27 protein-coding genes are annotated in these 24,456 nt (G+C 60.5%); 14 read left to right on the forward strand and 13 right to left on the reverse strand.

Going from position 1 to position 24,456, the window contains the following annotated elements:
* Nucleotides 1-76 precede the first annotated feature (76 nt).
* The 3 genes from znuC to IP85_RS02155 are packed head-to-tail and all read left to right on the forward strand — an operon-like array spanning nucleotide 77 to nucleotide 2,226.
* On the forward strand, nucleotides 77-1,009 hold the full coding sequence (gene znuC, locus IP85_RS02145) for a zinc ABC transporter ATP-binding protein ZnuC (RefSeq protein ID WP_054148028.1): 933 nt from the start codon (nucleotides 77-79) through the stop codon (nucleotides 1,007-1,009).
* A complete protein-coding gene (gene znuB, locus IP85_RS02150; protein ID WP_054148029.1) occupies nucleotides 1,002-1,817 on the forward strand; it encodes a zinc ABC transporter permease subunit ZnuB in 816 nt (271 codons plus the stop codon). Before znuC ends, znuB begins: the two co-directional genes overlap by 8 nt.
* Before the next feature lies 1 nt (nucleotide 1,818).
* Complete coding sequence (locus IP85_RS02155; protein WP_054148030.1) at nucleotides 1,819-2,226, forward strand: Fur family transcriptional regulator; 408 nt, start codon at nucleotides 1,819-1,821, stop codon at nucleotides 2,224-2,226.
* Nucleotides 2,227-2,236: 10 nt separating this feature from the next.
* On the opposite strand, the gene IP85_RS02160 is transcribed toward IP85_RS02155, so the two are convergent.
* From IP85_RS02160 to IP85_RS02185, 6 genes are all read right to left on the reverse strand, one after another.
* Entirely contained in the window at nucleotides 2,237-2,764 is a 528-nt protein-coding gene (locus tag IP85_RS02160; RefSeq protein ID WP_054148031.1) for a gamma carbonic anhydrase family protein, read from the reverse strand.
* Between the two features lie 16 nt (nucleotides 2,765-2,780).
* A complete protein-coding gene (locus tag IP85_RS02165; protein ID WP_054148032.1) occupies nucleotides 2,781-3,053 on the reverse strand; it encodes a hypothetical protein in 273 nt (90 codons plus the stop codon).
* 48 nt (nucleotides 3,054-3,101) lie between these two features.
* Nucleotides 3,102-4,484, reverse strand: coding sequence for a D-alanyl-D-alanine carboxypeptidase (locus IP85_RS02170; protein WP_236759351.1), 1,383 nt, complete (start codon nucleotides 4,482-4,484; stop codon nucleotides 3,102-3,104).
* Nucleotides 4,485-4,657: 173 nt separating this feature from the next.
* The gene (locus tag IP85_RS02175; protein WP_054148033.1) at nucleotides 4,658-5,452 is read right to left on the reverse strand and encodes a hypothetical protein; all 795 of its coding nucleotides are present in this window, start codon (nucleotides 5,450-5,452) and stop codon (nucleotides 4,658-4,660) included.
* A gap of 207 nt (nucleotides 5,453-5,659) precedes the next feature.
* Nucleotides 5,660-6,268 (reverse strand): transglutaminase-like cysteine peptidase, encoded by a 609-nt coding sequence (locus IP85_RS02180; protein ID WP_054148034.1) that lies wholly within the window; start codon nucleotides 6,266-6,268, stop codon nucleotides 5,660-5,662.
* 485 nt (nucleotides 6,269-6,753) lie between these two features.
* Complete coding sequence (locus IP85_RS02185; RefSeq protein ID WP_054148035.1) at nucleotides 6,754-7,365, reverse strand: PilZ domain-containing protein; 612 nt, start codon at nucleotides 7,363-7,365, stop codon at nucleotides 6,754-6,756.
* 313 nt (nucleotides 7,366-7,678) lie between these two features.
* Between IP85_RS02185 and IP85_RS02190 the strand changes: the two genes are divergently transcribed.
* Together IP85_RS02190 and IP85_RS02195 are read left to right on the forward strand one after the other, a co-directional pair.
* On the forward strand, nucleotides 7,679-8,455 hold the full coding sequence (locus IP85_RS02190) for a rhomboid family intramembrane serine protease (protein ID WP_082347555.1): 777 nt from the start codon (nucleotides 7,679-7,681) through the stop codon (nucleotides 8,453-8,455).
* A gap of 102 nt (nucleotides 8,456-8,557) precedes the next feature.
* Nucleotides 8,558-8,992 carry a CBS domain-containing protein gene (locus IP85_RS02195; RefSeq protein ID WP_054148036.1) on the forward strand — a complete coding sequence of 145 codons (435 nt, stop codon included), beginning with the start codon at nucleotides 8,558-8,560 and terminating at the stop codon, nucleotides 8,990-8,992.
* 48 nt (nucleotides 8,993-9,040) lie between these two features.
* Here IP85_RS02195 and IP85_RS02200 read toward each other — a convergent pair whose 3' ends face one another.
* The 3 genes from IP85_RS02200 to folE all read right to left on the reverse strand — a co-directional run bounded on the left by IP85_RS02200 (nucleotide 9,041) and on the right by folE (nucleotide 11,151).
* Complete coding sequence (locus IP85_RS02200) at nucleotides 9,041-9,997, reverse strand: patatin-like phospholipase family protein (protein WP_054148037.1); 957 nt, start codon at nucleotides 9,995-9,997, stop codon at nucleotides 9,041-9,043.
* A gap of 81 nt (nucleotides 9,998-10,078) precedes the next feature.
* On the reverse strand, nucleotides 10,079-10,531 hold the full coding sequence (hisI, locus tag IP85_RS02205) for a phosphoribosyl-AMP cyclohydrolase (RefSeq protein WP_054148038.1): 453 nt from the start codon (nucleotides 10,529-10,531) through the stop codon (nucleotides 10,079-10,081).
* A gap of 14 nt (nucleotides 10,532-10,545) precedes the next feature.
* Nucleotides 10,546-11,151 carry a GTP cyclohydrolase I FolE gene (gene folE / locus IP85_RS02210; RefSeq protein ID WP_054148039.1) on the reverse strand — a complete coding sequence of 202 codons (606 nt, stop codon included), beginning with the start codon at nucleotides 11,149-11,151 and terminating at the stop codon, nucleotides 10,546-10,548.
* Between the two features lie 270 nt (nucleotides 11,152-11,421).
* On the opposite strand from folE, the gene IP85_RS02215 reads away from it, so the two are divergent.
* The 5 genes from IP85_RS02215 (at nucleotide 11,422) to IP85_RS02235 (ending at nucleotide 15,789) form a co-directional block, all read left to right on the forward strand.
* Nucleotides 11,422-11,868 carry an iron-sulfur cluster assembly scaffold protein gene (locus IP85_RS02215; RefSeq protein WP_054148040.1) on the forward strand — a complete coding sequence of 149 codons (447 nt, stop codon included), beginning with the start codon at nucleotides 11,422-11,424 and terminating at the stop codon, nucleotides 11,866-11,868.
* A 1-nt stretch (nucleotide 11,869) separates the two neighbouring features.
* Nucleotides 11,870-12,238: a membrane protein insertion efficiency factor YidD gene (gene yidD / locus IP85_RS02220; RefSeq protein WP_054148041.1), complete on the forward strand. Its 369-nt coding sequence runs from the start codon at nucleotides 11,870-11,872 to the stop codon at nucleotides 12,236-12,238.
* Between the two features lie 66 nt (nucleotides 12,239-12,304).
* A complete protein-coding gene (locus tag IP85_RS02225) occupies nucleotides 12,305-12,733 on the forward strand; it encodes a DUF2267 domain-containing protein (RefSeq protein WP_054148042.1) in 429 nt (142 codons plus the stop codon).
* A gap of 116 nt (nucleotides 12,734-12,849) precedes the next feature.
* Nucleotides 12,850-14,847, forward strand: coding sequence for a threonine--tRNA ligase (gene thrS / locus IP85_RS02230; RefSeq protein ID WP_054148043.1), 1,998 nt, complete (start codon nucleotides 12,850-12,852; stop codon nucleotides 14,845-14,847).
* 102 nt (nucleotides 14,848-14,949) lie between these two features.
* Complete coding sequence (locus tag IP85_RS02235) at nucleotides 14,950-15,789, forward strand: lysophospholipid acyltransferase family protein (RefSeq protein ID WP_054148044.1); 840 nt, start codon at nucleotides 14,950-14,952, stop codon at nucleotides 15,787-15,789.
* Between the two features lie 4 nt (nucleotides 15,790-15,793).
* On the opposite strand, the gene IP85_RS02240 is transcribed toward IP85_RS02235, so the two are convergent.
* Nucleotides 15,794-16,747: a hypothetical protein gene (locus tag IP85_RS02240; RefSeq protein ID WP_054148045.1), complete on the reverse strand. Its 954-nt coding sequence runs from the start codon at nucleotides 16,745-16,747 to the stop codon at nucleotides 15,794-15,796.
* A 110-nt stretch (nucleotides 16,748-16,857) separates the two neighbouring features.
* Between IP85_RS02240 and IP85_RS02245 the strand changes: the two genes are divergently transcribed.
* The 3 genes from IP85_RS02245 (at nucleotide 16,858) to IP85_RS02255 (ending at nucleotide 19,336) form a co-directional block, all read left to right on the forward strand.
* Complete coding sequence (locus IP85_RS02245) at nucleotides 16,858-17,442, forward strand: nitroreductase (protein WP_054148134.1); 585 nt, start codon at nucleotides 16,858-16,860, stop codon at nucleotides 17,440-17,442.
* Nucleotides 17,442-18,050, forward strand: coding sequence for a flavin reductase family protein (locus tag IP85_RS02250; RefSeq protein ID WP_054148046.1), 609 nt, complete (start codon nucleotides 17,442-17,444; stop codon nucleotides 18,048-18,050). Before IP85_RS02245 ends, IP85_RS02250 begins: the two co-directional genes overlap by 1 nt.
* A 146-nt stretch (nucleotides 18,051-18,196) precedes the next feature.
* On the forward strand, nucleotides 18,197-19,336 hold the full coding sequence (locus IP85_RS02255) for a DUF2336 domain-containing protein (protein ID WP_054148135.1): 1,140 nt from the start codon (nucleotides 18,197-18,199) through the stop codon (nucleotides 19,334-19,336).
* Between the two features lie 4 nt (nucleotides 19,337-19,340).
* On the opposite strand, the gene IP85_RS02260 is transcribed toward IP85_RS02255, so the two are convergent.
* The 3 genes from IP85_RS02260 to parE all read right to left on the reverse strand — a co-directional run bounded on the left by IP85_RS02260 (nucleotide 19,341) and on the right by parE (nucleotide 23,243).
* Nucleotides 19,341-19,751: a hypothetical protein gene (locus IP85_RS02260; RefSeq protein WP_054148047.1), complete on the reverse strand. Its 411-nt coding sequence runs from the start codon at nucleotides 19,749-19,751 to the stop codon at nucleotides 19,341-19,343.
* A 140-nt stretch (nucleotides 19,752-19,891) separates the two neighbouring features.
* Nucleotides 19,892-21,097, reverse strand: a complete 1,206-nt coding sequence (locus IP85_RS02265; protein WP_054148048.1) for an AI-2E family transporter — start codon at nucleotides 21,095-21,097, stop codon at nucleotides 19,892-19,894.
* A gap of 91 nt (nucleotides 21,098-21,188) precedes the next feature.
* Complete coding sequence (gene parE / locus IP85_RS02270) at nucleotides 21,189-23,243, reverse strand: DNA topoisomerase IV subunit B (RefSeq protein ID WP_054148136.1); 2,055 nt, start codon at nucleotides 23,241-23,243, stop codon at nucleotides 21,189-21,191.
* Nucleotides 23,244-23,466: 223 nt separating this feature from the next.
* On the opposite strand from parE, the gene IP85_RS02275 reads away from it, so the two are divergent.
* The gene (locus IP85_RS02275; protein ID WP_054148137.1) at nucleotides 23,467-24,342 is read left to right on the forward strand and encodes an alpha/beta fold hydrolase; all 876 of its coding nucleotides are present in this window, start codon (nucleotides 23,467-23,469) and stop codon (nucleotides 24,340-24,342) included.
* Nucleotides 24,343-24,456 lie beyond the last annotated feature (114 nt).

The raw sequence follows: 24,456 nt of genomic DNA on the forward strand, positions 1-24,456 counted from the left end.
TAATAATATTACCCAAGTTGCGTTATGCTATAACGTGTGGCATAGGGGGAGGCAACATCAAAATCTTGAGATCTCCATGAATGCGATGAAATCACGGGAGGCCGCACCGCTGGTGTCCCTCACCGGCGCCGGTGTCTACCGAAACGGACGCTGGCTGGTCCGCGGGGTCGACTTTTCCGTCCGTCCCGGCGAGATCGTGACCCTGATCGGCCCGAATGGATCGGGTAAGTCGACGAGCGCCAAGATGGCGATCGGCGTGATCAAGGCAGACGAGGGCAGGGTGGAGCGCAAAGCGGGTCTCCGCGTCGGATACGTGCCGCAGCGCCTGAGCGTTGACTGGACCATGCCGCTCACGGTTCGCCGTCTGATGACGCTGACCTCCCCCCTTTCGAATACGGAGGTAGAAGAGGCTCTCGAGGCTGTGGGCATCGCCCACCTCGCGGGTGCCGAGGTGCAGCACCTCTCTGGCGGCGAGTTTCAGCGTGCTCTGCTGGCGCGTGCCATGGCCCGCAAGCCCGATATCCTTGTTCTCGACGAGCCCGTCCAAGGTGTCGATTTCTCCGGCGAGATCGCGCTCTATGATCTGATTACTTCCATCCGCAACTCGACGGGTTGCGGCATCCTGCTGATCTCGCATGACCTGCATGTCGTCATGGCTGAAACCGATACGGTCATCTGTCTCAACGGCCATGTCTGCTGCCGCGGGACGCCGGCGGCCGTCAGCCAGAGCCCGGAATATATGCAGCTCTTCGGTGCCAAGGCAGCACGGACGCTCGCCGTCTATAGCCACGACCATGACCATACCCATCTGCCGGACGGGCGCGTGCTCCATGCCGATGGCAGCGTCACCGACCACTGCCACCCGGATGATGGCCATCACGACCATCACGACCACCATGGCCACGATCACGATCATCACGGGCATGATCACCATCATGATGGCCATGATCATCACGATGGGCCGCCTGCCGTGGCGGCGGTGAAGGACCGGGAGCACGGCCATGCTTGATGATTTCTTCGTGCGCGCCATCCTCGCCGGCATCGGCCTCGCCCTGACGACGGGTCCACTCGGCTGCTTTGTGATCTGGCGGCGCATGGCCTATTTCGGCGACACCATGGCTCACTCCGCTCTGCTCGGCGTGGCTCTCTCGCTGTTTTTCTCGCTCAATTTGATGGTCAGCGTCTTCGTCGTTGCCTCGATGGTGTCGCTGATCCTGATCGTCCTGCAGAAGCGTCAGGGACTGTCGGCCGATGCCCTGCTCGGCATCCTAAGTCATGCAACGCTTGCCATCGGCCTCGTGATGGTGGCCTTCATGACCTGGGTGCGCTTCGACCTCATCGCCTTCCTGTTCGGTGACATTCTCGCGGTCACGCCGACCGATGTCGCCATCGTCTGGATCGGCGGCCTGTTTGTCGTCTGCGTCATTGCCTGGCTTTGGCGGCCGCTGCTTGCCGGCACCGTTAATGCAGAATTGGCCGAGGCCGAGGGCATGCAGCCCGAACGTGCCCGACTGATCTTCATGTTGCTGATGGCGCTCGTCATTGCGATTGCCATGAAGATCGTCGGCATTCTGCTGATTACATCCCTGCTGATCATTCCGGCCGCCGCCGCACGGCGTTTCGCCTCGACACCGGAAATCATGGCGGTCCTCGCTTCGCTGATCGGTGCCATTGCTGTTGTCATGGGGCTCTTCGGCTCACTGACCTACGACACGCCGTCGGGACCGTCGATCGTCGTTGCAGCACTTCTTCTCTTCCTCGTCAGCCTTCTGCCGCGTCCTGGCAGCAAGGCTCGCGACCTCAGCACGAGGGCATGACATGACCAAGACCGATCTCACCCGCAATCAGTCGCTCGTCTTCGATGCGCTCATGCAGTCCGACGGGCCGCTTTCGGCCTATACCTTGCTCGACAAGTTGCGCGAACACGGCTTTCGCGCGCCCCTGCAGGTCTATCGCGCGCTCGACAAGCTGGTCGAGTTCGGCATGGTCCATCGCCTCGAAAGCCTGAACGCCTTTGTCGCCTGCGCCCATCCGCATGAGGGCTGCACGGGCCATGGCACCGTCGCCTTCATGATCTGCAACAAGTGCGGTCATGTGACGGAATTCCACGACCACGAGATCGATCACCGCCTGGAAACGATCACCCGTGGGCGCAGCTTCAAGCCTGAAAAGACGACGATTGAAATCAGAGGGTTTTGTGCTGAGTGCACGGAGATCGCGGCCTAGGTAGGCGCTGTCATAGCGGATGCAGATCCCGTGCAAAGCGGCGCCAGTTGCGCACGTAGTTTTCGGCTGACAGCCGAAGTCCCGCAATAGTAGCGGCGTCGAGCTCTCTGATCGCCCGTGCTGGGGAGCCGACAATCAGTGAATTGTCCGGGAAGCTCTTGCACTCGGTAATCAGGGCGTTCGCGCCAACGAGGCAGTTATCGCCGATGCGCGCTCCATTGAGGACAGTTGCTCCCATGCCGACAAGCGAATTGTTGCCGATGGTGCAGCCGTGAATGATGGCGTGGTGGCCAATGGTGCAGCCTTCGCCAATCGTGACACCCTTGCCGGGGTCGGTATGCACCATGACACCATCCTGGATATTGGTGCCTGCACCGATCACGATAGGATCATTGTCGCCACGAAGAACCGCCCCGAACCAGATGCCGACATCCTCTCCCAGACGCACGTCACCGATCACCTGGGCATCGGGTGCCAGCCAGAACCGGTCAGCTGCGGGAAGGACGGGAGCCTTGTCCCCGAGGCGATAGAGCGGCATCTCAGGCGCCTTTCCGTCAACGCAGCCTTAGAATGACGGGGAACCGGCCGGACTGTGCCGAGACATGCAGATGGATGTTGGCCTCCGGCTGCGAATAGCGCCAGGCGCGCGCGCCGTGGCTGAGCAGCAAACCGATCAGATCCTTGGTCTTTGAGCGCTTTTCGCGCAAGCCGAGATCGGCCAGACGATAAGCAGCCTCGTGGAGAGGATGCAGGACGCTGCTCGCGGACGCGAGGCCGCCATTGTCCTGATCCTCGACCAAGCCGTAGTGGAAGTCTTTCGATGCCATTTCATGATCCTCGTAAACAATACAAATCGAGGGTTTTGGGCGATCGTCTTACTGGGCGGCGGCCCAGCAACCGATTCCCTTCTTCTTGAGCGCCTTGCAGGCGTTGACTGCATCCTTCTGTTCGTCAAAGCCACCAAAGCGTGCCCGGAAGATCTGCTTCGAGCCGTCGCCGTAAGCGACTGTGAAGGGGGTGGCGGAACGCAATACCTTTCCGCCTTTCGCCTGCGCGTCACGCAGGAGATCCATGGCCAGTTCCTGATCCGGCGACGTGCCGATCTGCACGACCCAACCGCCGGACGGAGCAGTCGATGCGGTCGTCATGGCGTCGACGTCGGGCGGCGTGGTGGCAGCCGTTGCGACCGACTGCGCCGCGGTTGCCGGTGCAGCTGCCGCACCCTCATTGGGCAGATAGGCCGGGGCAGGCTGCGGTACAGGGACGGGGGGCGCCGACGCCGACGGTGCGGCAGGCATGGTGTTCAGAGCAGCACTTGCCGCATTGCCGGCCGGCGCCGCAGCATAGGCCTGAGCAACACCGGTGTAGCGTACGTCAGGCATGGGGCCGGTCTGCGGCAGTTGCGGCAGGCCACCGGCCGCCCGAGCAGCGGACCCTGAAGGCGCAACCGAGGTGTTGTTCTTGGCGATCAGGTTGCTGCCGCCACGGGTGCTTGTGGCGGCCGGCAGATAACGCTGAACCAGGCTGGTCATCTGCGCATTGCGCCGTGCACCGGATGTTGCACCCAGCACAACTGCGACGATGGAGCGACCACCGAGTTCAGCCGAAGTCGCGAGATTGTAGCCGGCAGCCCGGGTGAAACCGGTTTTGATGCCGTCGACGCCGCGGACCTGGCCCAGCAGTCGGTTGTGGTTTCCGATCGTCTGCTTGCCAAACTTGAAGCTGCGGGTGGAGAAGTAGCCGTAATACTGCGGAAAGTGCTGGCGCAGCGCGACGCTGAGCCGGGCCTGATCGCGAGCAGTGGTCATCTGAGCCGTGTTCGGCAGGCCATGGGCGTTGCGGTAGGTTGTCTTCGTCATGCCGAGGCTCCGGGCCTTGGCGGTCATCATCTGGGCGAAACGCTGCTCGGAACCACCGAGATATTCTGCAAGGGCGGTCGCAACGTCATTGGCCGAACGCGTAACGAGCGAGAGAATCGCCTGCTCGACGGTGACGCTGCGGCCGGTGCCAACGCCGAGCTTTGACGGCGGCTCCTTGGCGGCATTGGCAGAGAACGGAACTTTGCTGTTCAGCGAAACACGGCCCGCCTCCAGCGCCTCAAAGACCATATAGAGGGTCATCATCTTGGTCAGCGAAGCCGGATAGCGCAGGCTGTCGGCATTCTCGCTATAGAGAACCTTGCCCGTCTTGGCGTCGATGACGATGCCGGCATATTTTGGATTTGCCTGGGCAGTGCTGACGGCAGCGACCGTCGCCACGAAGACCGCAAACGCCGCGAGGAAAAGCCGACGCACTGCGGCTGCGAAGTTGGAGCTTCCGAAAACTTTATGCACCACGATACTCTTTGAATCTCACCATTGACGACCGGACGCTCTTCCCCCAATCGCGACCATCTCCCGTGGACCCTACGGAATTAGCCTTACCAAGAGGTTTATGATGAACGGTCGGTTGACGCTTTGGATTGATTTTTAAGCGTCGTGGTTGCGGTTGCGGGGCCCGAACGCCCCGCAACATAGGCCCGAACCGCCGCGTCTATTGATTGCCAATCGTCGAGCATTCGGCTTGAGAATCGATAGAGAACCGTAAGATCCTCTCCAACATGGATGTCGCGCTGGCAATCGCTGCTGGTGGCTTTCTCGGCGACTGAAGGAAGGAGGCAGCGGATCGCATAGGCGGTTCCGTCGGGAGCCGTGGCTGTCAGCAAGCTTTCTCCCTCGTAACCCGTTCCCGCCCTGAAGACGTGGCTCTGCAGTCCGGCGGGCCCCTCGCTGGTCTGTGGCTCGAGGAGGCTCCTGTAGATCGGCTCGACGCGTCCGGACATGTCTCTCGACATCGTGCTTTGCGAGATCTGCAGGAAGACAAGAGACTGTGATAGCGCAAGGTCGTCGAAACGGCGTCGTTCTTTGGCTGAATAGCCGGTCATCTCGGGCCAGAGCAGATACAGGTCTATCCGTTCGGCCAGGCCGCTGCGGCGCTGATGCTCGAAGCGGATGGCGTTTGCGGGAAAGGCGAGCCGATCTCGGCCAATCGTGATGTCGACGATCTCGGTGCTTTCGCTGTGGCCTGCGAGCGAGAGTCGCGCACCGTAAGCACTGCCAAACAAGCTGATGGCAATCGAGGCTGCCGCCAAGGCCAAGATGGTGATTGTCGCGATGACCAGAAAGCGCGTCGAAATGAGCGGTGAACGCTCTTCATCCGCCTGCAGACCGTTATCGTCGCCTCGCATCTCGCCCTGATCCTCTCGGTGCGGCCTTATTGGAATGCGCCCGCGAGATCAGACTTCGGTGAACGTGGTTAAATTCTGGTTAAGGTCGGGTGTCGGCGATGGGGGCAAAAAGAGAGCCGGTCCCGGTTGGACGGGACCGGCTCATTGGCTCCGGTCGGGGGACGGGTAGGCGGGGACAGACCGGGCCAGAAGGCGGCGGCAACGTGATTATTGCGATACGCTGCCGACGAAGCTCGCGCGACCATCCTGGAGCTTGACCCAGCGGGCTGGATGGCTCGAAGACTGGCGCTTCAGATAGGTGTATTCGGTCTCGGACCACAGCAGCACCTTGTTGCGCATGTTGTCGAGAATGAAGTCGCCGTGGTCGGTCCGGACGGTCAGTACGGCATGACCTTCGCCATTCGGCTGCAGGACCACGGTCATCAGAAGGTCGGCGGGGTCGAGGCCGCGATCAACCAGCATCTTGCGCTTGAGGAGTGCAAAGTCTTCGCAGTCGCCGACGCTGCGGGGGTAGGTCCAGCGTTCTTCGACACCATAGATCTCGAGATCGGTCAGCGGCGTGACCGAGCTGTTGACGGTATAATTGACGTCAAGGATGGTTTTCCAGAGCTGCTCTGTCAGCATCATCGGTCCGCTATCCGTCTGGCTGCCCGAGCATTCGCCCTGATAGGTCTGACAGAATTCGTAATGCCCGATCGGCGGATTGGCTTTGCCGACGACCTGCATGTTGGCCGGCATGGCCGACACTTGAAAGGCCAGTGCGCCAGCGATGGCGGCGGCCAGAGTTCCAATACCCAGATTTTTCTTTGTTGTCATTGGTTGTCTCCCGGTAATGGAGATAGCAATGACAGAGATATTTTGATGGCCCACGAATATTAGTGGTAAGATATAAGATTAAATCTATGAAAAAGAGAATCTATATTGAGATTTATTCGAATTATATTTGAATAGAATTCATGACAAGTTTGATGAAAATTTGATCGGTATTCTACCTTTTGATGTGGCTTGGACCGTTGCGAAGGTAAAAAAGCTAGAAAATACAGCGAGCTAATTGATGTGGGGTATTTCAGGTCGGAGGTTGCGATCCTGGATTCTGGGTCGACGAGTGTGGCTTTGCTGACGGCTCCGGATGTCGAAACTTGGTTCGATCATCCACCTTGAGCGCCGTCTCAAGGCCATTTTCGAGCCTGAATTTTTTTGAAAAAAACTGTGCCGGTCTGAGACGATTTTCGTCTCGCGATAGAAAAAGGCGCCTTGCGGGGTCCGCAGGCGCCTTGTCGGGGGAGGAATTCTTAGCCCCCTCAGAGGAATTCCGTGAGTGCTTCCTTGGACTGCAGTGTCAGGAACTCGACGGCGACGCCTTCCATGAAATGGCGAACCACCCGTCCGCGCATGTTGCCGAGGCGAACGGCCGAGCCGATCGGCGGACGAATGTCGATATCGACGGCCGCACCCGAAAGGGACAGGTCCATCAGGCGGCACGGATAGGTCTTGCCGTCTTCGAGCGTGAGTTCTGTTCTCGTCTGGCGCGGCGTCAAACGATCGTGACGACGGTCTTCCGGCAGTCCAAGCTCATGTTTATTGGCGATCCAGGTCAGCTGGGCCGCAAGCTTTTCACGCTTTCGAACGGTGGCGTTGATGGAGATGACGAAACCGTCATCAGTCAACTTGATCACGGTGCCTTCGATGCGCCCGAGATGATCGATATATGCGATCACACGTTCGCCCGGACGCGGCATGCCGGCACACGCGAAGCGCACGTCGCCTGGCGACATGTCGATAACCTTGCAGACATACTCCTCATAGCTGGCAAGCATGAGACGACCCTGCAGGCTGACGGCGACGCGCTGAAAGGCGCGTTGCTGTCCCGGCGAAGCGATCGTGTTCGTATGGCTTGCCTGCGTTGAGTACATCTCGGAGATTCTGTCTGTTTCTCTATGGCTCGACATTAGGGGGCGAGCCGTTAATATAGTGTTTGCTTTTGGGTGCGCTTTTTCCAGACGGAACGATATCGCCGCAGGATTAAGGTTAAGGAAGGCTTTCGGTTGTGGCCCTCGCTTGCTCATGGCATGAGGGTTCTACCAAACGCGAAGGGCTTCCTTCGGCACCAACTCCAGTCGGCGCGACGATCCGCCTAGCGCCAGCAAGGCCACTCGGTTTCCGGGCGGCCTTTTTTTTATCCGCGGCCTGCATTACCTGATGGTTTCGCAACAGAAGGAATTGCAGATGCAGGATGAGACAGGATCTCGAGGCGAGGAGCGCCGGGATAACGACGGCCTTGTGCCCGAGATCGGCGCGCGATCCGAAGAGAACCCGCCCATCTTCAACCTGCCGACCGGCATCCTTGTGGCGCTTGCCCTGATCTGCGGCATCTATGCGATCCAGCAATTCCTGCTGTCGCCGGCACTCAATCAGTGGGTCGCCGTCGAATTCGGTTTTTCGCCAATCCGCTATCTCTATCCGCTCGATGAACAGTCGCTGGCGTGGCTTTGGACGCCGGTGAGTTATTCTTTGCTGCACGGCAGCTTCGAGCATCTCGCCTTCAACAGTCTTTGGCTTGCCGCATTCGGGACACCCGTTTGTCGCCGCATCGGTGAGGTCAGATTTCTCCTGTTCTGGGTGGTGTCATCAGTGGCTGCCGCCGCATTGCATGCATTCGTCAACTGGGGAGAGCCATCCTTGATGGTCGGCGCGTCCGGGGTGATTTCTGCTCTGATGGGTGCCGCCTGCCGATTCGCTTTCGGCGAACGGCAGCGCAGCCTGGCTCGATTGTCCGGATGGCAGCCTCCCTTGCTGTCGGTGGGGCAGGCCCTGGCTGACCGTACCGTCCGCGTCTTCATCATCGTCTGGTTTCTCGGCAATATTGCCATCGCCTTTGGCGTTCCGATGCTCGGGGGTGGTTCCGCGTCGATTGCTTGGGATGCACATATCGGCGGCTTCCTGCTCGGCTTCTTCGGATTTGCAGCCTTCGATCCCTACACGGGCCGTCACACAAGGGCGTGATGCCGGACTTATTGCATTCTCCTTGAATAAAGGGCACCCTTCGTCCTGGCGGTCCAAGGAGGATTGGGCCGCCGCGCGAGTGTTCTATGCGAGGAGGAACTCATGCCTGCATCAGCCAGAAGCATACTCGAACAGAAGGGCCGCGATGTCATCACCATCAGCCCGAGCATCAGCTTGGGCGAGGCGGCCCGGGTGCTGGAAGAACACAAGATCGGTGCCGTCGTCGTCGTCGGCATGGAAAGCCGCATCGTCGGCATCTTCACCGAACGTGACGTGGTTCGTGCGATCGGGACAGGCGGTAAAGATGCCTTCGACCAGCCGGTCTCGGCCTTCATGACCGCAAATGTCTATCGTTGCCGCGAAGAGACCGGCGTCAACGAATTGATGGAGATGATGTCCAGCCGGCGTTTCCGCCACGTGCCCGTCGAGGATAACGGCAAGCTTTCAGGCATCATTTCGATCGGTGACGTGGTGAAGTCGCGCATCCGCGAGATCGAGCAGGAAGCCGAACACATCAAGGCCTATATCGCCGGCTGATTCTCAGATTGTGCGAAGGCCCGTCAGAAGGTGCGGCAGACACTGCGCCTAGCGGAGAACTGCTTCCTGCATGCGGCGGATTTCAGTGACGCGGGCCTTCGCTTCCTCATAGCCGCGATCGATCGCCTCGCCGGCCCGATGAAACTCGGAGAGGCCGATGTCGTTCAGACGCGGATGCAGGGCGAGGTCCGGCGGGTCTCCGGCGAGGCGCGCCCGGGAAATGCGGTCCTGAATGATATTGAAGGCCTGCACCATCACGCCGGTCAGGCCGACCTTGTTTGGTGCCCTGGCTGTTTCTGCGCTCGCCTTGTCCGGCGTTGAAGCCTTGTGCTTAACGACTGCGGACCGTCCGAACACGTCGTAATGCAGATTGACCGCCATCACCAGCGGCTGCTCATAAGCCCTGCAGACGGACACAGGCACCGGATTGACAAGCGCGCCGTCGATCAGCGTTCGATTGTTGCAATGAATGGGTTCGAAAATGCCGGGCAGGGCGTAAGATGCCCGAAGCGCCGTGATCAGGCTGCCGCCGTCGATCCAGACTTCGTGGCCGCTGTTGAGCTCCGATGCGACCGCAACGAAGGGCTTCGGCAAATCCTCGACATTCAGGCCCTCGAGATGCTCCTGCATTCGCTTGGTCAGGCGCATGCCGCCGAGAAGCCCGCCGCCTCCGATGGTCAGGTCGAGCAGCGAGGCAATCCGGCGCATGGTCAGCGACCGGGCGAAGGCTTCCAGTTCGTCGAGTTTGCCAGCGAGGTAACAGCCGCCGACCAGGGCGCCGATCGAGGTGCCCGCGATCATGCCGACTTCGATGCCTTCCTCGTCGAGCGCTCTCAAGACGCCGATATGCGCCCAGCCGCGAGCCGCACCGCCGCCAAGGGCAAGCGCCACTTTAGCCTTTGCGCGTACCTCGGGAACGATCGGACCAGCCGGCGGCGTGCCGACGTCCTTGGACGGTTGCGAAACAGTCGCACCGCCGTTCGAAATCATGCTCCAGTTCAGCATCTCCGCTACCCCATAAGCTGAACACTCAGGGCTCCATTAGGACATCGTCTGCTTACGATTTCGTTATGCAGACGCCAGAGGTCAATGGCCGTAGACGTTATCCGGATCGAAGTGCCGGTGGTCGTCGGCAATCTTGAGAGATGGCTCGCCGTCAACGAGCTGAGCGGTCCGGTAAAAACAGGAGCGGCGTCCGGTATGGCAGGTCGCGTCATGACCGGCGACCTCGACCTTCAGCCAGATCGCGTCCTGGTCGCAGTCGACCTTGATTTCCTTGACCGTCTGAAGGTTGCCGGAGCTCTCGCCCTTTTTCCAGATCTTCGCGCGTGAGCGGCTGTAATAGTGACCGATCCCGGTTTCGAGCGTCAGCGCGATGGCTTCGGCGTTCATATGCGCCACCATCAACAGCTCGCCGTCACGCGCATCGGTGACGACGGCGGTCACAAGCCCATGGTCATCGAACTTGGGGGTGAAGGCGAGACCTTCCTCGAGGATCTTCTTGTCTGCCGAGGGGGCGTCGAACACAAAAGCGGACATGGGCACTCGCAGTCTTAGCGGCTCCGAACCATGGACATGAAGCGGGCCTGTTCGGCCGCATTGTCCTTGAAGGCGCCGGTGAAGGTTGTGGTGAGCGTCGTGGAACCCGTCTTCTGGATCCCGCGCATGGCCATGCACATATGCTCGGCCTCGAGGAATACCGCAACCCCGCGTGGCAGCAGGGTCTCGTCAATCGCCTGGGCAATCTGTGCGGTCATGTTTTCCTGAGTCTGCAGGCGCTTGGCAAACACATCGACGATGCGCGCAATCTTCGAAAGGCCGAGTACGCGGCCGTTGGGGAGATAGGCGACATGCGCCTTGCCCATCACTGGCAGCATGTGGTGTTCGCAATGCGAAAAGAACGAGATATCCCGGACGAGCACCATGTCGTTATAGCCGCCGACCTCCTCGAAGGTCCGGCCGAGTACGTCCTCGATATCAGCGCTGTAGCCGGAAAACAGCTCTTCATAGGCCTTTGCCACGCGTGCCGGCGTATCGAGCAGGCCCTCGCGTTCCGGGTCGTCACCTGCCCAGAGCAAAAGCGTGCGCACGGCCTGTTCGGCCTCTTCGCGCGTCGGCCGCGGGGCTTCGACGGACAGTTTCTTGACGATGGCATCCATGGCCTTGGTCTCCCGGTCCCGCGTGAGGCGAGCCGCTGGTTTGGCTTTGCCGGATTGTAAAGGCGTAATGCGGCTCATAATGCAAGTCCGTTATCGGTGTTTCAGCCGAGAAGATCGTTTCGTCCGTGGCCGGCCTGCGTTTGTCCTGCCTCTGTCAGTCCGATATAGTGTCCTGCGAGAACGACGAAAAGACGGCCGCTGCGACATGATGAAGGCTGCATTGCCAGAACTCCTTCCTATATACGGGAGAGGCGCTGAACCGGATTGACCATGGACGACATCTACAACACCAAGATCCTCGAATTTGCCGGAAACATCGGCCGCATTGGCGTGCTCGCCGAAGCGGATGCCGTTTCGGAAAAGCATTCCAAGCTCTGTGGCTCCAAGGTTCGCGTCTATCTTATGGTTCGCGACGGCGTGGTGACCGATTTCACCCATGAGGTGAAGGCCTGCGCATTGGGTCAGGCCTCGTCGGGAATCATGGCCCGCCATGTGGTCGGGGCGACATCGGCCGAACTGCGGCAGGCACGACTGGACATGCTGGCCATGTTGAAGGAAGACGGAGAGGGACCCTCGGGTCGCTTCGAGGACATGCGCTTCCTGAAGCCCGTAAAGGACTACAAGGCACGCCACGCCTCCACGATGCTCACTTTTGACGCAGTCGTCGACTGTCTGGACCGTCTCGAATCCCCGGCTGCGGCCGCCGAGGCCAGCTAACATGTGCAACAGCCCCGATTGCGGTCACCAGCCGGCGGGCGGTGGACTGAAGAGCCGCAATTGGCAGGGGCCGTTCCGCAAGACCCCGGGCCGGCTGCTCGGCATGGGCTTGATCCGCGTATACCAGCTGACCTTGTCCAGCATTGTCGGCAGCTCATGCCGCCACATGCCAACCTGTTCCGAATATGGCTACGAGGCTGTCGCGCGCCATGGGCTCTGGCGGGGCGGATGGCTGACATTGTTTCGCGTCGTTCGCTGCGGTCCCGGCGGCACCTGGGGGCCGGATCCCGTGCCCGAGGCTTTGACTCAGCGTTTCACCTGGTACGCGCCCTGGCGGCTTTGGACCTTCGGTCGCAAGCGGGCTGCGTGATCACAATTCGAAGGCGGCCGGACTTCGCCCTAGGATTGATATTCCGAATCGCTCGGGAGACAACGCATGCCCATGCCGCTCGAATATCGCCAGGCCTCCGCCGACTTCGATGCCTTCATGAAGGATCTGGTCGCGACCTCGATGCTCACATCGTCGCATCAGGCCTATACGATGTTGCAGGCTGTGCTGCAGGTCTTCCGGCGACGGCTGACCGCTGCTGAGGCCATATCCTTCGCAAATGTGCTGCCGCCCGTCTTGCGCGCCATCTTCGTCAGCGATTGGGATGTCGAATCTCCAAGGGTGCCCTTTGCTCAAAGGGATGCGCTGATGAAGGAAGTCCGCGCCTTCCGCCACGAACACAATCTGTCGACCGAAACCGCGATCGAAGAAGTAACTTCAACGATCAGGCGACATGTCGATCCTGCTGCCTTCGACCGGGTCATGAAGACCTTGTCCGACGAAGCCCGCGGCTTCTGGTCGATGGGATCGGTCTAGCAAGATCCTTTACTCATCAGCACTTTCAGCCTATCAAGCGCCGGTTCGTGGCGAGGTTTTGACCCCGCAATTTTCACCACCCGCATTCGTTGGCGGGACTGGATCAGGAGACGTTTATGTCCGCTTCCGTATCTCTCACTTTCCCCGATGGCTCTATCCGCGAATACGCAGCCGGCACGACCGGCGCTGAGGTCGCTGAGTCCATTTCCAAGTCGCTGGCAAAGAAGGCCGTCGCCATTGCGCTCGACGGCACCCTGCGCGACCTCTCGGACCCGATCGTTGATGGCAAGATCGAGATCGTCACCCGCACGGATCCGCGGGCACTGGAACTCATTCGCCATGACGCTGCCCATGTGATGGCCGAGGCCGTGCAGGAGCTCTGGCCCGGTACGCAGGTGACCATCGGGCCGGTGATCGAGAACGGCTTCTACTACGACTTCGCCAAGGCTGAGCCCTTTACGCCCGAGGATCTGCCGAAGATCGAAAAGCGGATGAAGGAGATCATCCAGCGCAACAAGCCATTCACCAAGGAAATCTGGCCGCGCAACAAGGCCAAGGAAGTCTTTGCCTCCAAGGGCGAAAACTACAAGGTCGAGCTGGTCGATGCGATCCCGGAAGACCAGGATCTGAAGATCTACTATCAGGGCGACTGGTTCGATCTCTGCCGTGGGCCGCATATGGCGTCCACCGGGCAGATCGGTATGGCCTTCAAGCTGATGAAGGTCGCCGGAGCCTATTGGCGCGGTGACAGCAACAACGCCATGCTGAGCCGCATCTACGGAACGGCCTTTGCCGAACAGGAGCAGTTGGACAACTATCTGCATATCCTGGCCGAAGCCGAAAAGCGCGACCACCGCAAGCTTGGCCGTGAAATGGATCTCTTCCATTTCCAGGAAGAAGGCCCCGGCGTGGTCTTCTGGCACGGCAAGGGCTGGCGCATGTTCCAGACGCTGACCTCCTACATGCGCCGTCGACTCGATGGGACCTACCAGGAAGTCAACGCGCCGCAGATCCTCGACAAGTCGCTCTGGGAGACCTCGGGTCACTGGGGCTGGTACCAGGAGAACATGTTCGCCGTGAAGTCGGCGCATGCTTTCATGCATCCGGATGACGAGGAAGCCGACCAGAAGGTCTTCGCCCTGAAGCCGATGAACTGCCCGGGTCACGTGCAGATCTTCAAGCATGGCCTCAAATCCTATCGCGAGCTTCCCGTCCGCCTCGCCGAGTTCGGCACGGTTCATCGCTACGAAGCCTCCGGCGCGCTGCATGGCCTCATGCGCGTCCGCGGCTTTACCCAGGACGACGCCCACGTCTTCTGCACTGAAGAGCAGATGGCGGCCGAATGCCTGCGCATCAACGATCTCATCCTGTCGGTCTATGAGGACTTCGGGTTCAACGAGATCGTCGTGAAGCTCTCGACCCGCCCGGAAAAGCGCGTCGGCTCCGACGAGCTCTGGGATCGCGCCGAAAGCGTGATGATGGACGTGCTGAAGCAGATCGAAGAACAGTCCGGCGGCCGCATCAAGACCGGCATCCTGCCGGGCGAGGGCGCCTTCTACGGTCCGAAGTTCGAATACACTTTGCGCGATGCCATCGGTCGTGAATGGCAGTGCGGCACGACTCAGGTGGACTTCAACCTGCCGGAACGCTTCGGTGCCTTCTACATCGACCAGAACTCGGAAAAGGTTCAGCCGGTCATGATCCACCGCGCCATTTGCGGCTCGATGGAGCGTTTCCTCGGCATCCTGATCGAGAACTTTGCCGGCCACATGCCTCTGTGGTTTGCACCGCTGCAGGTCGTCGTGGCGACAATCACCTCGGATGCCGATGACTACGGTCGTGAAGTGGCAGAACAACTGCGTGATGCAGGCCTGCAGGTCGAGACCGACTTCCGCAACGAGAAGATCAACTACAAGGTCCGCGAGCACTCCGTCACCAAGGTGCCGGTGATCATCGTATGCGGCAAGCGCGAGGCGGAAGAAAAGACCGTCAACATTCGCCGCCTCGGTTCGCAGGACCAGGTGTCTATGCCGCTGACTGAGGCTGTAGCTGTGCTGGCAGGCGAAGCGACCCCGCCGGACGTCAAGCGCAAGCTGGCGAACCGCAAGGTCTGACTAGGATCGACCGTCTGACAGTGTGTTGCCGCACTGTCAGACGGCTGTCATCGAAACGGCATATGACGGTCCGATGACCTTCCGTATCACCGGAGCCTTCCCGTGAAGTTCAAAGAACTCTCTTATGCCAACGAGCGCGACCCTAAGCTCAAGCGCTGGTTCATCCGCTCGATCGAAGGGCTTTCCGGTCGCGACCGCTTTACCCGGCTCTATGAAATCTGGCGCAACGATATCGTCGGCAAGACCGATCGCGTCTTCGGCAAGATGCTCGACCTGATCAATGTCGACCTGAAGATCGAAGGCAACTGGCCGCCGGCGAACATTCCCGAAGGGCCTATTGTCATCGTTGCCAACCATCCCTTCGGCATCGGAGATGGCATCGCTGTCCTTGCGCTGGCTGAACAGCTCGGCCGTCCGTTCCGTGTGCTGATCAATAACGAACTTCTGAAGGTGCCGGAAATGGCGCCTTACTCGTTGCCCGTCTCGTTCGAGGAAACCAAGGAAGCACTTGCCATCAACATGCAGACCCGGCACGAAGCGCTGCGTCTGTTAAAGGATGGTGTGACGGTCGTGATTTTCCCGGCAGGCGGCGTCGCGACCGCCAAGAAAGGTTTCGGGCGCGCCGAGGACCTTCCCTGGAAGATGTTTCCGGCAAAGCTCATCCAGGCTGCGAAAGCCAATGTCGTGCCGGTTTTCTTCGAAGGCCAGAACGGGCGTCTCTTTCATCTCGCCAGCAAGATCTCACTGACGTTGCGCGTGTCGCTGCTGATCCGCGAGTTCCGCCGTCTGTCCGGTTCGACGATCCGAGCACGTGTCGGGGTGATGATTCCGTGGGAAGAGCTGAGCACGCATGCGGACCGCAAGGATCTCTTGGCAAGGCTTTTCGGCGCGGTTTTCAGCATGGCGCCCGTCGAACGAAGCAAGTTTCGCCGCGTCGCTTGAGGCGTCAGGGCTGGTCGAGCATCAGCTCGACATCCAGGTTGACCCCGGCCTTCACCTCGAAATCCCGCTGGAAGAGCTTGTCCTTGTTGCGGGCAACCGCCGTGTACTGGCCCTCAGCCAGCACCATCACCGGGAAGGCGCTGACGCTTTCCGCCACGATGTCACCGCCTGACGTCAGGACGGACCAGGCGGTATCGGCAATCGCTTCACCGCCTTCTTCCGAGACCAGCTTGAAGCCCACCTGGGAAGCGCGGTGCTGGATGGTCGCTTCCGTCAGTTCGCCGGCTTCGACCGTGATGTCGGCGCGCACCACGGCGTTGATCGAGCCGTATTCCGACACGACATGATAGGTTCCGGCGTTCAGACGCACGATGGTGTTAGGCTTTACATCTGCAAGCACTAAGCCGCGCTCTCCGTCCTCGCGGACCTCGGAGGCATAGATGTCGAAACTCAACTGCTTGTCGGGAATATGGGTGTCGGCGCCAGAGATGGCACTCAGCGACATGCCGCCAGCATCAAGCACGAGAACCTGATTGGCAACCTCACCTTCGACCGGCACGTTGAGCTTCTTGGTAGCACCTGCACGCCCGAAGGATACGTTGACGAAATAGTCACCGGGCGCCAGCTGAAACGCGGCCGAACCACCTTCGGCACTGGCAAGCAAGGGCAGCTTGCCGTCGGCCCCGGGAATGGGGCTGAACACGCGCCAGGACAGCCCATGCTGCATCGGTTCGCCCTGGTCGGTCAGCTTGGCATCGAGCTTGACGCTGCGCCCTTGCGTCACATTGGCGATCGCGGCTGCACCCGGAGCCGAAAACGCCTTCAACTTAGGCATCTTGGTCGAGCCGTTCAGCTGTTTGAAGGTCTCAAAGGCTTCCTGAGCAAAAGACGGCGACGCTGCCGCCGAGGCCACGAGTAGCCAGAGCAGCAGTCGGACAAGACCAGATTGGCGTGACATGCGATGCACTGTGTGTTGACTTCCTTCCCAATGCCGGCAACTTCAAACCGAACCGCATGGCAATTTCAAGACCTGCCGCTACCGTAAAGGCCTATGAAGGTATCAAGAAAATGAAAAAAGACATCAAGCTGCTCGATTATCTCGCAGTTCGCCGCTCCGTGCCCGCCTTTCAGATGTGCGAGCCGGGTCCGGACAAGGCGGAAATCGAGTCGATTCTGACGCTGGCGGTCCGCGTTCCCGATCACGGCAAGATCGCTCCCTGGCGCTTCATCGTCTACCGTGGCGAAGAACGGGTCCGCATCGGCGAAGAACTGCTGAAGATGGCGCTGCAGAAGAATCCTGGTCTTTCCGAGGAGATGATCCAGGTCGAACGCGCGCGTTTCACCCGGGCGCCGGTGGTCGTTGCTGTGATCTCGACGGCAGCCCCGCATGCGAAGATCCCGGAATGGGAGCAGGTCATGTCCGCCGGTGCCCTTTGCCTCAATCTGCTGATGGCGGCCAATGCCCATGGCTATGTATCGAACTGGCTCAGTGAATGGTTCGCCTTCGACGAGCGCGCCCATCCGCTTCTCGGCGTAAAGGCCGGTGAGAAGGTAGCCGGATTCATTCACATCGGCTCGACCGAGTTTCCGATCGTCGAGCGTCCGCGTCCGGCGGTGGAAGATCTTGTTTCCTGGCAGGGTGGCGAAGACTGATGTTCTATGACACCGAGACGAATGCCCATGGCATGGCACATGATCCCTTCAAGGCGATCGTGGCGCCGAGGCCCATCGGCTGGATCGGCACGAAGGGCAGGGACGGTATCCGCAATCTTTCCCCCTATTCCTTCTTCAACGCCGTCGGCGACAGACCGAAAATGGTCATGTTCTCGTCCAGCGGCCGCAAGGACAGCTTAAGGAACGTCGAGGAAACCGGCGTCTTCACGGCAAGCTTCGTGAGCCGGACGTTGATGGACCGGATGAACGAATCGTCGGCCGCCGTTGCCTATGAGACGGATGAATTCGAGCTGGCGGGTCTGACCCCCGCACCCGGGAGAATCGTCGACGCTCCCTTTGTCGGGGAAGCCGTAGCGGCGCTCGAATGCCGGGTGACCAAGGTTCTGACCTTGCCCGACATGGACGGGAATGACACCGACAGCCATGCCGTCTTCGGCCAGGTCGTCGGCATCCATATTGCCGACGCGGTGATCCGGAACGGACGATTCGATCTGGCTGTTGCCGACCCGATCATGCGCCTGGGTTATATGGACTATGCCGGCATGGGGCCTGTCTTCGAACTCAAACGGCCGAGCCAGAGGACCTGACATGGCATCTCGACCCGGTCCGCGCGGTGCTGAACCGGGTCGAGTGTTGTGGTTAATGAACGTGGTGAACGTTTCTTAAACACTTTGATCCTACTGTCGAAACACCGAATGTTTCGGGTTTGTACAGGTGGCGAGTGGGTTCGACTTTGATCGTTGCAGCTTTTCTCAGATGGGTCGAAACGGCAAAGACGCAGGATCGGGCGCTTGCAGCAAACGCGCTTGCTCGCGCCTATTTGAAGTCCGACATGGCCCCGGACGAGCGCCAGGCAGCTCAGATGGCGATGACCTATCTGCTCGACGACCCGGCACCACAGGTGCGGCTCGCGCTCGCCGATATTCTTGCCCCGGAAGAGCGGGCTCCACGGGCCTTGATGGTATCGCTGGCCGAGGATCAGCCGGAAATCGCTTCGGTCGTCATTCTGTGCTCGCCGGTTCTGTCAGATGCCGATCTGGTCGACATTGCCGGCCGTGGCACCGTCGAAACCCGTGCCCTGATTGCTGCTCGCAAGAAGGTCAGTGTTGGCGTGGCCGCAGCACTTGCTGAGATCGGCGATGCGGCCGAGCTTGAGGTCCTCCTGGAAAATCCCGGCGCCTGCATCACGGCCTTTACCCTGCGCCGCATTGCCGAGCGTCACGGCCACAGCGAACGAATCCGCGCCCTTCTTCTGGATCGTGACGATCTGACGAGTGGTGTGCGGCAACTCCTCGTCCAGTTCGTCACTGAAGCGCTCGCCGGCTCAGGTTTGGTGATCGGCGCAATCGGCAGTCGTCGCATCGAGCGAATCGCACGCGAAGCTGGCGACAGCGCCACCATCGCCCTGCTTGCCGACGTTCATGGCGACGAACTCGCGCGCCTGACGGAGCAGCTCAGGGTCGCAGGCCGGCTGACTCCCGCCTTCCTGATGCATGCGCTATGCGCTGGCCGGACCGACTTCTTCTCCTGCGCCATCGTTGCGATTTCCGGGCTCGACGAGCGCCGCGTGCGCTCTATCCTCGCAACCGGACGCTTCCACGCCGTACGCGCACTCTTGGAATCCGCAGGTCTCGGCCGCGATGTCAGCCCGCTTTTCGTCGATGCCGTCATGCTGTGGCGCGGGCTTATCCAGTCGGCGAGCGGCTTCGACCTCGATCATATCGCCCATCGCCTGGTGCAGCGTTATCGCGGGGACAGCAATCTCACGGAACCCGCAGGTGTGCTCGTCGACATGATCGAGCGGCTCGCCATCGCCGAGGAGCGGCGTCTGGCGCGGGATTATGCCTCCGGCTTCGCGCTCGCCGCCGCCTGACCCGTCACGGCACGATTTTCTTGGCGACCCATGAATAGCTTTCCGAGACAACGTGGATCGGCTTCTCGAAGATCATCTTGATAGCAGCCTTGCCGGGCAGGACTTCACGGACCGCGTCGATCGCACGATCCTTTAGTGTACGCTCCTGTTCTGCTGTCGGCACCACAATAGCAGCACTGCTGTCCGTCTGCGGTGACTGCGCAGCCAGTGCCTCCATGATCTCTGGTGGAGGCGTCTGGCAGACGGCAACGGCCGTCGGATAGCCGATATTGGTATAGCGCCCCAGGACCTGTTCCGATGCAGCGTTGCACAGCTCGATGGAGACGAATCGCTCGACCGGCGTCTCGACGAACTCGCAATGGCTGACGCTGTCGTCGCAGCCAAGGATCGTCATCATGATCAGTGCAGTCTTCATCGCAGGGGGCTCCCGTCAGGGTCGTTGGCGGTCAGACGAAACAGAATGATTGGAGCCGAAGCAAGGCAGGATACCGTTGCTTCGTCGACGAAGGGCTTCAGGCCAGTACGGGCCGAAAACTCGTGCACCGGCAGATCCCGCTAGGCGATCGAAACCCGCGTGGCTTCACGGCCCGAATCGGTGAAGAGATCGAGTTCCCCTTGCTCGTCCACGGGAAGGACGTCGTCGGAGCGTTCGACCTCGCGGATCCACTCGCGCCAGATGGAGACAAGGAGCGCCATCAGCACCGGGCCGATGAACAGGCCGAGGAAGCCCATGGTTTTCACGCCGCCCACCAGGCCGAAGAAGGTCGGCAGGAACGGCAGCTTGATGGGACCTCCGACGAGGCGCGGACGGACGGTCTTGTCGACGATGAAGAGCTCGACCGAGCCCCAGACGAAAAGGGCAACGCCTTCGAACATGGAGCCGCTGGCGACGAGATAGATCGAAACCAGTGTGAACGAGAGCGGTGCGCCACCCGGAATGAGTGCCATGACGCCGGTGATCACGCCGAGGGTGACCGGGGAGGGCACGCCGGCGAGCCAATACGCGATGCCGAGAATGATGCCTTCGGCGATTGCGATCAGCGTCATGCCTGTGACAGTGGAACTGATCGTCGCGGGAACCACGCGTGAAATCCGTTCCCAGCGGTTGGGCAGAATGCGCTCGCCGAGCAGGTCGAGCTGGCGCGAGAAGTTGGCCCCATCGCGATAGACGAAGAAGAGGGCGATCAGCATGAACAGAAGCGTCAACACCAGATGGAAAAGACCATCTCCTGCGGCGATCACAGCCCGATAGATGTTGCCGATATTGGCACCACTCACCAGTTGGATGAGTTCGCCAATCGCACCTGGCTGCCCGATATGCTCGTTCCATTGCGCAACGAGCCAGTTACCGATGCGTGGCAGGGCCGCAATCCAGGCCGGAGGCGGGGCGCCGGTCTCGTTTGCCTGCACCGCCCAGCTGATCCACTGGCGTATCTCGTCAACCGCATAAGAAATCGCGATGCCGATCGGGATGATGAGGAAGGCCAAGATGGCGATGAGCGCGATCGTTGCGCCGATCGTCGTGTTGCCGCCGATGCGTTCAAGCAGCCGGCGGTAAAGCGGCCAGCTTGCAAAGGCGATGACGAGCGCGGCCATCACAGGCACGACGAAACCGTGGAAAAAGTAGATCGCGGCAATGCCGATCAGTACCAGCAGCCAGCGTGCGACGGAGATCGGTGTAATCAGGGCGATGCGATTTGCCGTTGCCTGACCGAGCCAACGCGGCCCTTTCGACGGGGTCTGAATTTCAGCCTGACTCACGTTCTGGACTATCCCGTTAATGCTGCCCTGCATATGGCGCATTCTCGCGCTGGAAACAAGCGGCGGCCCCGGAAGTGATCGTCACTATGCCTCAGATGTCGAGGTTCTCGGCGAAGGCGGCGCGCTCCTGGATGAAGCGGAAGCGGGCCTCAGGCTTCGTTCCCATCAAGGCGTCTACCGCGTCCCGCGTGCCCTCGAAATCTACGTCATCGATGCCGACCCTGAGTAGCGTCCGCTTGCTCGGATCCATGGTCGTTTCCTTGAGCTGAGCCGGCATCATTTCGCCAAGGCCTTTGAAGCGTCCGATCTCGACCTTCTTGCCCTTGAATACGGTCTCCATCAACTCGGCCCGGTGGGCGTCGTCGCGGGCATAGACCGTCTTGGCGCCCTGGCGAATGACGTAAAGCGGGGGCACCGCGAGATAGAGATGGTTGCCGCGGATGAGTTCGGGCATTTCCTGATAGAAGAAGGTGATCAGCAGCGATGCGATATGTGCGCCGTCGACGTCAGCATCGGTCATCACGATGATGCGTTCGTAACGCAGGTCTTCGTCACGATACTTCGTCCGTGTGCCGCAGCCGAGCGCCTGGATCAGGTCGGCGATCTGTTGGTTGGCCATCAGCTTTTCGCGGCTCGCCGACCCGACGTTCAGGATCTTGCCACGCAGCGGCAGGATCGCCTGATTGGAGCGGTTGCGCGCCTGCTTGGCCGAGCCACCAGCCGAGTCACCCTCGACAATGAAGAGTTCGGCGCCTTCGGCCGTGTTTTGTGAGCAGTCGGCAAGCTTGCCCGGCAGACGCAGTTTGCGCACGGCCGTCTTGCGATTGACTTCCTTTTCCTTGCGGCGGCGCAATCGCTCTTCCGCGCGCTCGATCACCCAGTCCAGCAGTTTGGCCGCTTCGTTGGGATTGTCGGCGAGATAATGGTCGAAGGGGTCGCGCAGCACGTTTTCGACAAGACGCTGGGCCTCGACGGTCGCGAGCTTGTCTTTGGTCTGGCCGACGAACTCAGGCTCACGGATGAAAACCGACAGCATGCCGACAGCAGATATCATCACGTCGTCGGTGGTAATTTCTTTTGCGCGCTTGTTTTGCGTCAGTTCAGCATAGTTCTTCAAGCCCTTGGTCAGCGCAATGCGCAGACCGGCTTCATGGGTGCCGCCTTCAGGCGTCGGGATGGTGTTGCAATAGGAATGCAGAGCCGGGTCACCGCCATACCAGGTGACCGCCCATTCCATCGCACCATGGCCGCCGGTCTTCTCGGTCTTGCCGGCGAAGATCTCGCGGGTGACGGTGAAGTCCTTGCCGAGCGTCGCGGCAAGATAGTCCTTCAGGCCACCGGGGAAGTGGAAGACGGCCTTCTCCGGGATGTCGCCACCCTCGGGCACCATGCCCGGATCGCAGGACCAGCGGATCTCGACGCCGCCGAACAGATAGGCCTTCGACCGGGCCATGCGAAAGATCCGGCCCGGATCGAACTTTGCATGATCGCCGAAGATCTGCGGATCGGGGTGAAAGCGTACCCGCGTGCCGCGTCGGTTGTGCACTTCGCCCAGTTCTTCAAGCCCGCCCTGCGGCACGCCGCGCGAAAAGGTCTGGCGATAGAGCTTGCGGTTGCGGGCGACTTCGACCTCGAGCAGGTCGGACAGCGCGTTGACGACGGAGACACCGACGCCGTGCAGACCACCTGAAGTCTCATAAGCCTTGCCGTCGAATTTGCCGCCGGCATGCAGCTTGGTCATGATCACTTCGAGCGTCGACTTGCCCGGAACCTGCGGATGCAGTTCGACCGGGATACCACGTCCATTGTCCGTGACCGTCAGAAAGCCCTGGGTATCCAGATGCACGTCGATGAAGTTGGCGTGTCCTGCAACTGCTTCGTCCATCGAGTTGTCGATGACTTCGGCAAACAGGTGATGCAGCGCCTTTTCGTCCGTGCCGCCGATATACATCCCCGGACGCATGCGCACCGGCTCGAGGCCTTCGAGAACGCGAATGGAGGACGCGCCATATTCCTCAGGTCCCGCCGTCGAAGCAGGGGCCGCCGGTCGCGCGGCAGGCGTAGGGGTCGGTGTCGGCGTCGTTACGGTTTCCGCCTCGACCTTCTGGGCGAGCGGCATGCCGGAAAAGAGATCGTTGTCGTCCATGGCGTCGTTCGATACTCTGTTGCTGTTCGATGCCGGCTTCGCGGCACCTTCATAAAGCCGCCGCATCAGGCCAGTCGCATCTGCGAATCGGTCGGATTGTGCCAGATAGGCAGGGCAGGCGCGAAGGGCCATAGAGCCGGCGAATGTTGAATTCGGGCCAGCTTTGCGTGGCGCATTTCGCGAAGGCAAGCGTGAGCCGAGAGGAAACCCATCTTCCATGCAGATGTCCACAGCTCATTTCCGCACTGCGGCGATTTCCTGCGTTCTCTTTCCGTTTCTGTTCCTGTCGAGTGCCAGAGCCGAGACCATCGCACCATTCAAGGATGAGCTGTTTTCAAGCCAGACGGTGATGGAAACTGGAGACGGCGGCGATTTCACCCGCATCGATTATGATGAGATGCGCGACATCAACGGTCGCGACAGTATCCCTGAGCGTCGCGTGAAGGATCGCTATGTGTCGCTGAAGGTTCGACGGGTCCAGGAGAACCAGACACTGCAGCTCCCGACCGGGCCGATGGAGGTCGGACGGGTCGGCCGTGATCAGGGCCAGGCCTTCACCGTGATCTTCATTCACGGCAGGGGCGGGGACAGACGCCTAGGGTTGAACGACATCAGCTTCGGTGGCAATTTCAATCGCCTGAAGAACCTCGCCGCCGAAAACGGCGGCACCTATTACGCGCCTTCGGTGAGAAGCTTCGACGACGAGGGCGTCAGCGAGATCGCGTCCCTTGTTGCCTACGCCTCGGCTCAATCCGGTGGCAAGCCGGTGGTTCTGGCTTGTGCATCCATGGGCAGCTTCATCTGCTCGGGCCTGTCGCGGGACCCGGCAACCGTGGCGAAGCTCTCAGGCATGGCGATCCTCGGCGGTGCGCCGGATCCGGCACTGCCGAAGAGTGCCGCAGCCAAGGCCAGGCTTCCGATCTGGTTCACCCATGGCAGCCGCGACAGTGTCTACGCGGCCGAAGGCCAGGTTTCTATCTTCAGGAAGCTCCGCGCAGCCGGTCAGCCGGTACGCTTCACTCTGTTCGAGACCGGATCGCACGGGACGCCGGTGCGTATGTCGGATTGGCGTGCCCTTCTCAATTGGCTGATCCGCTAACGGGTTGGTCTGCCGGTTATCCGGGCGGCCGAGGTTCACATTTTCACCATGTCGCCCGATAAACGGGCCAATCGGATAGCGCAATCTTTCCTTCTGGGCTCAGATTTGCTACTT

It is taken from the genome of Rhizobium sp. AAP116, from assembly GCF_001295785.1.
Taxonomy (GTDB): domain Bacteria; phylum Pseudomonadota; class Alphaproteobacteria; order Rhizobiales; family Rhizobiaceae; genus Allorhizobium.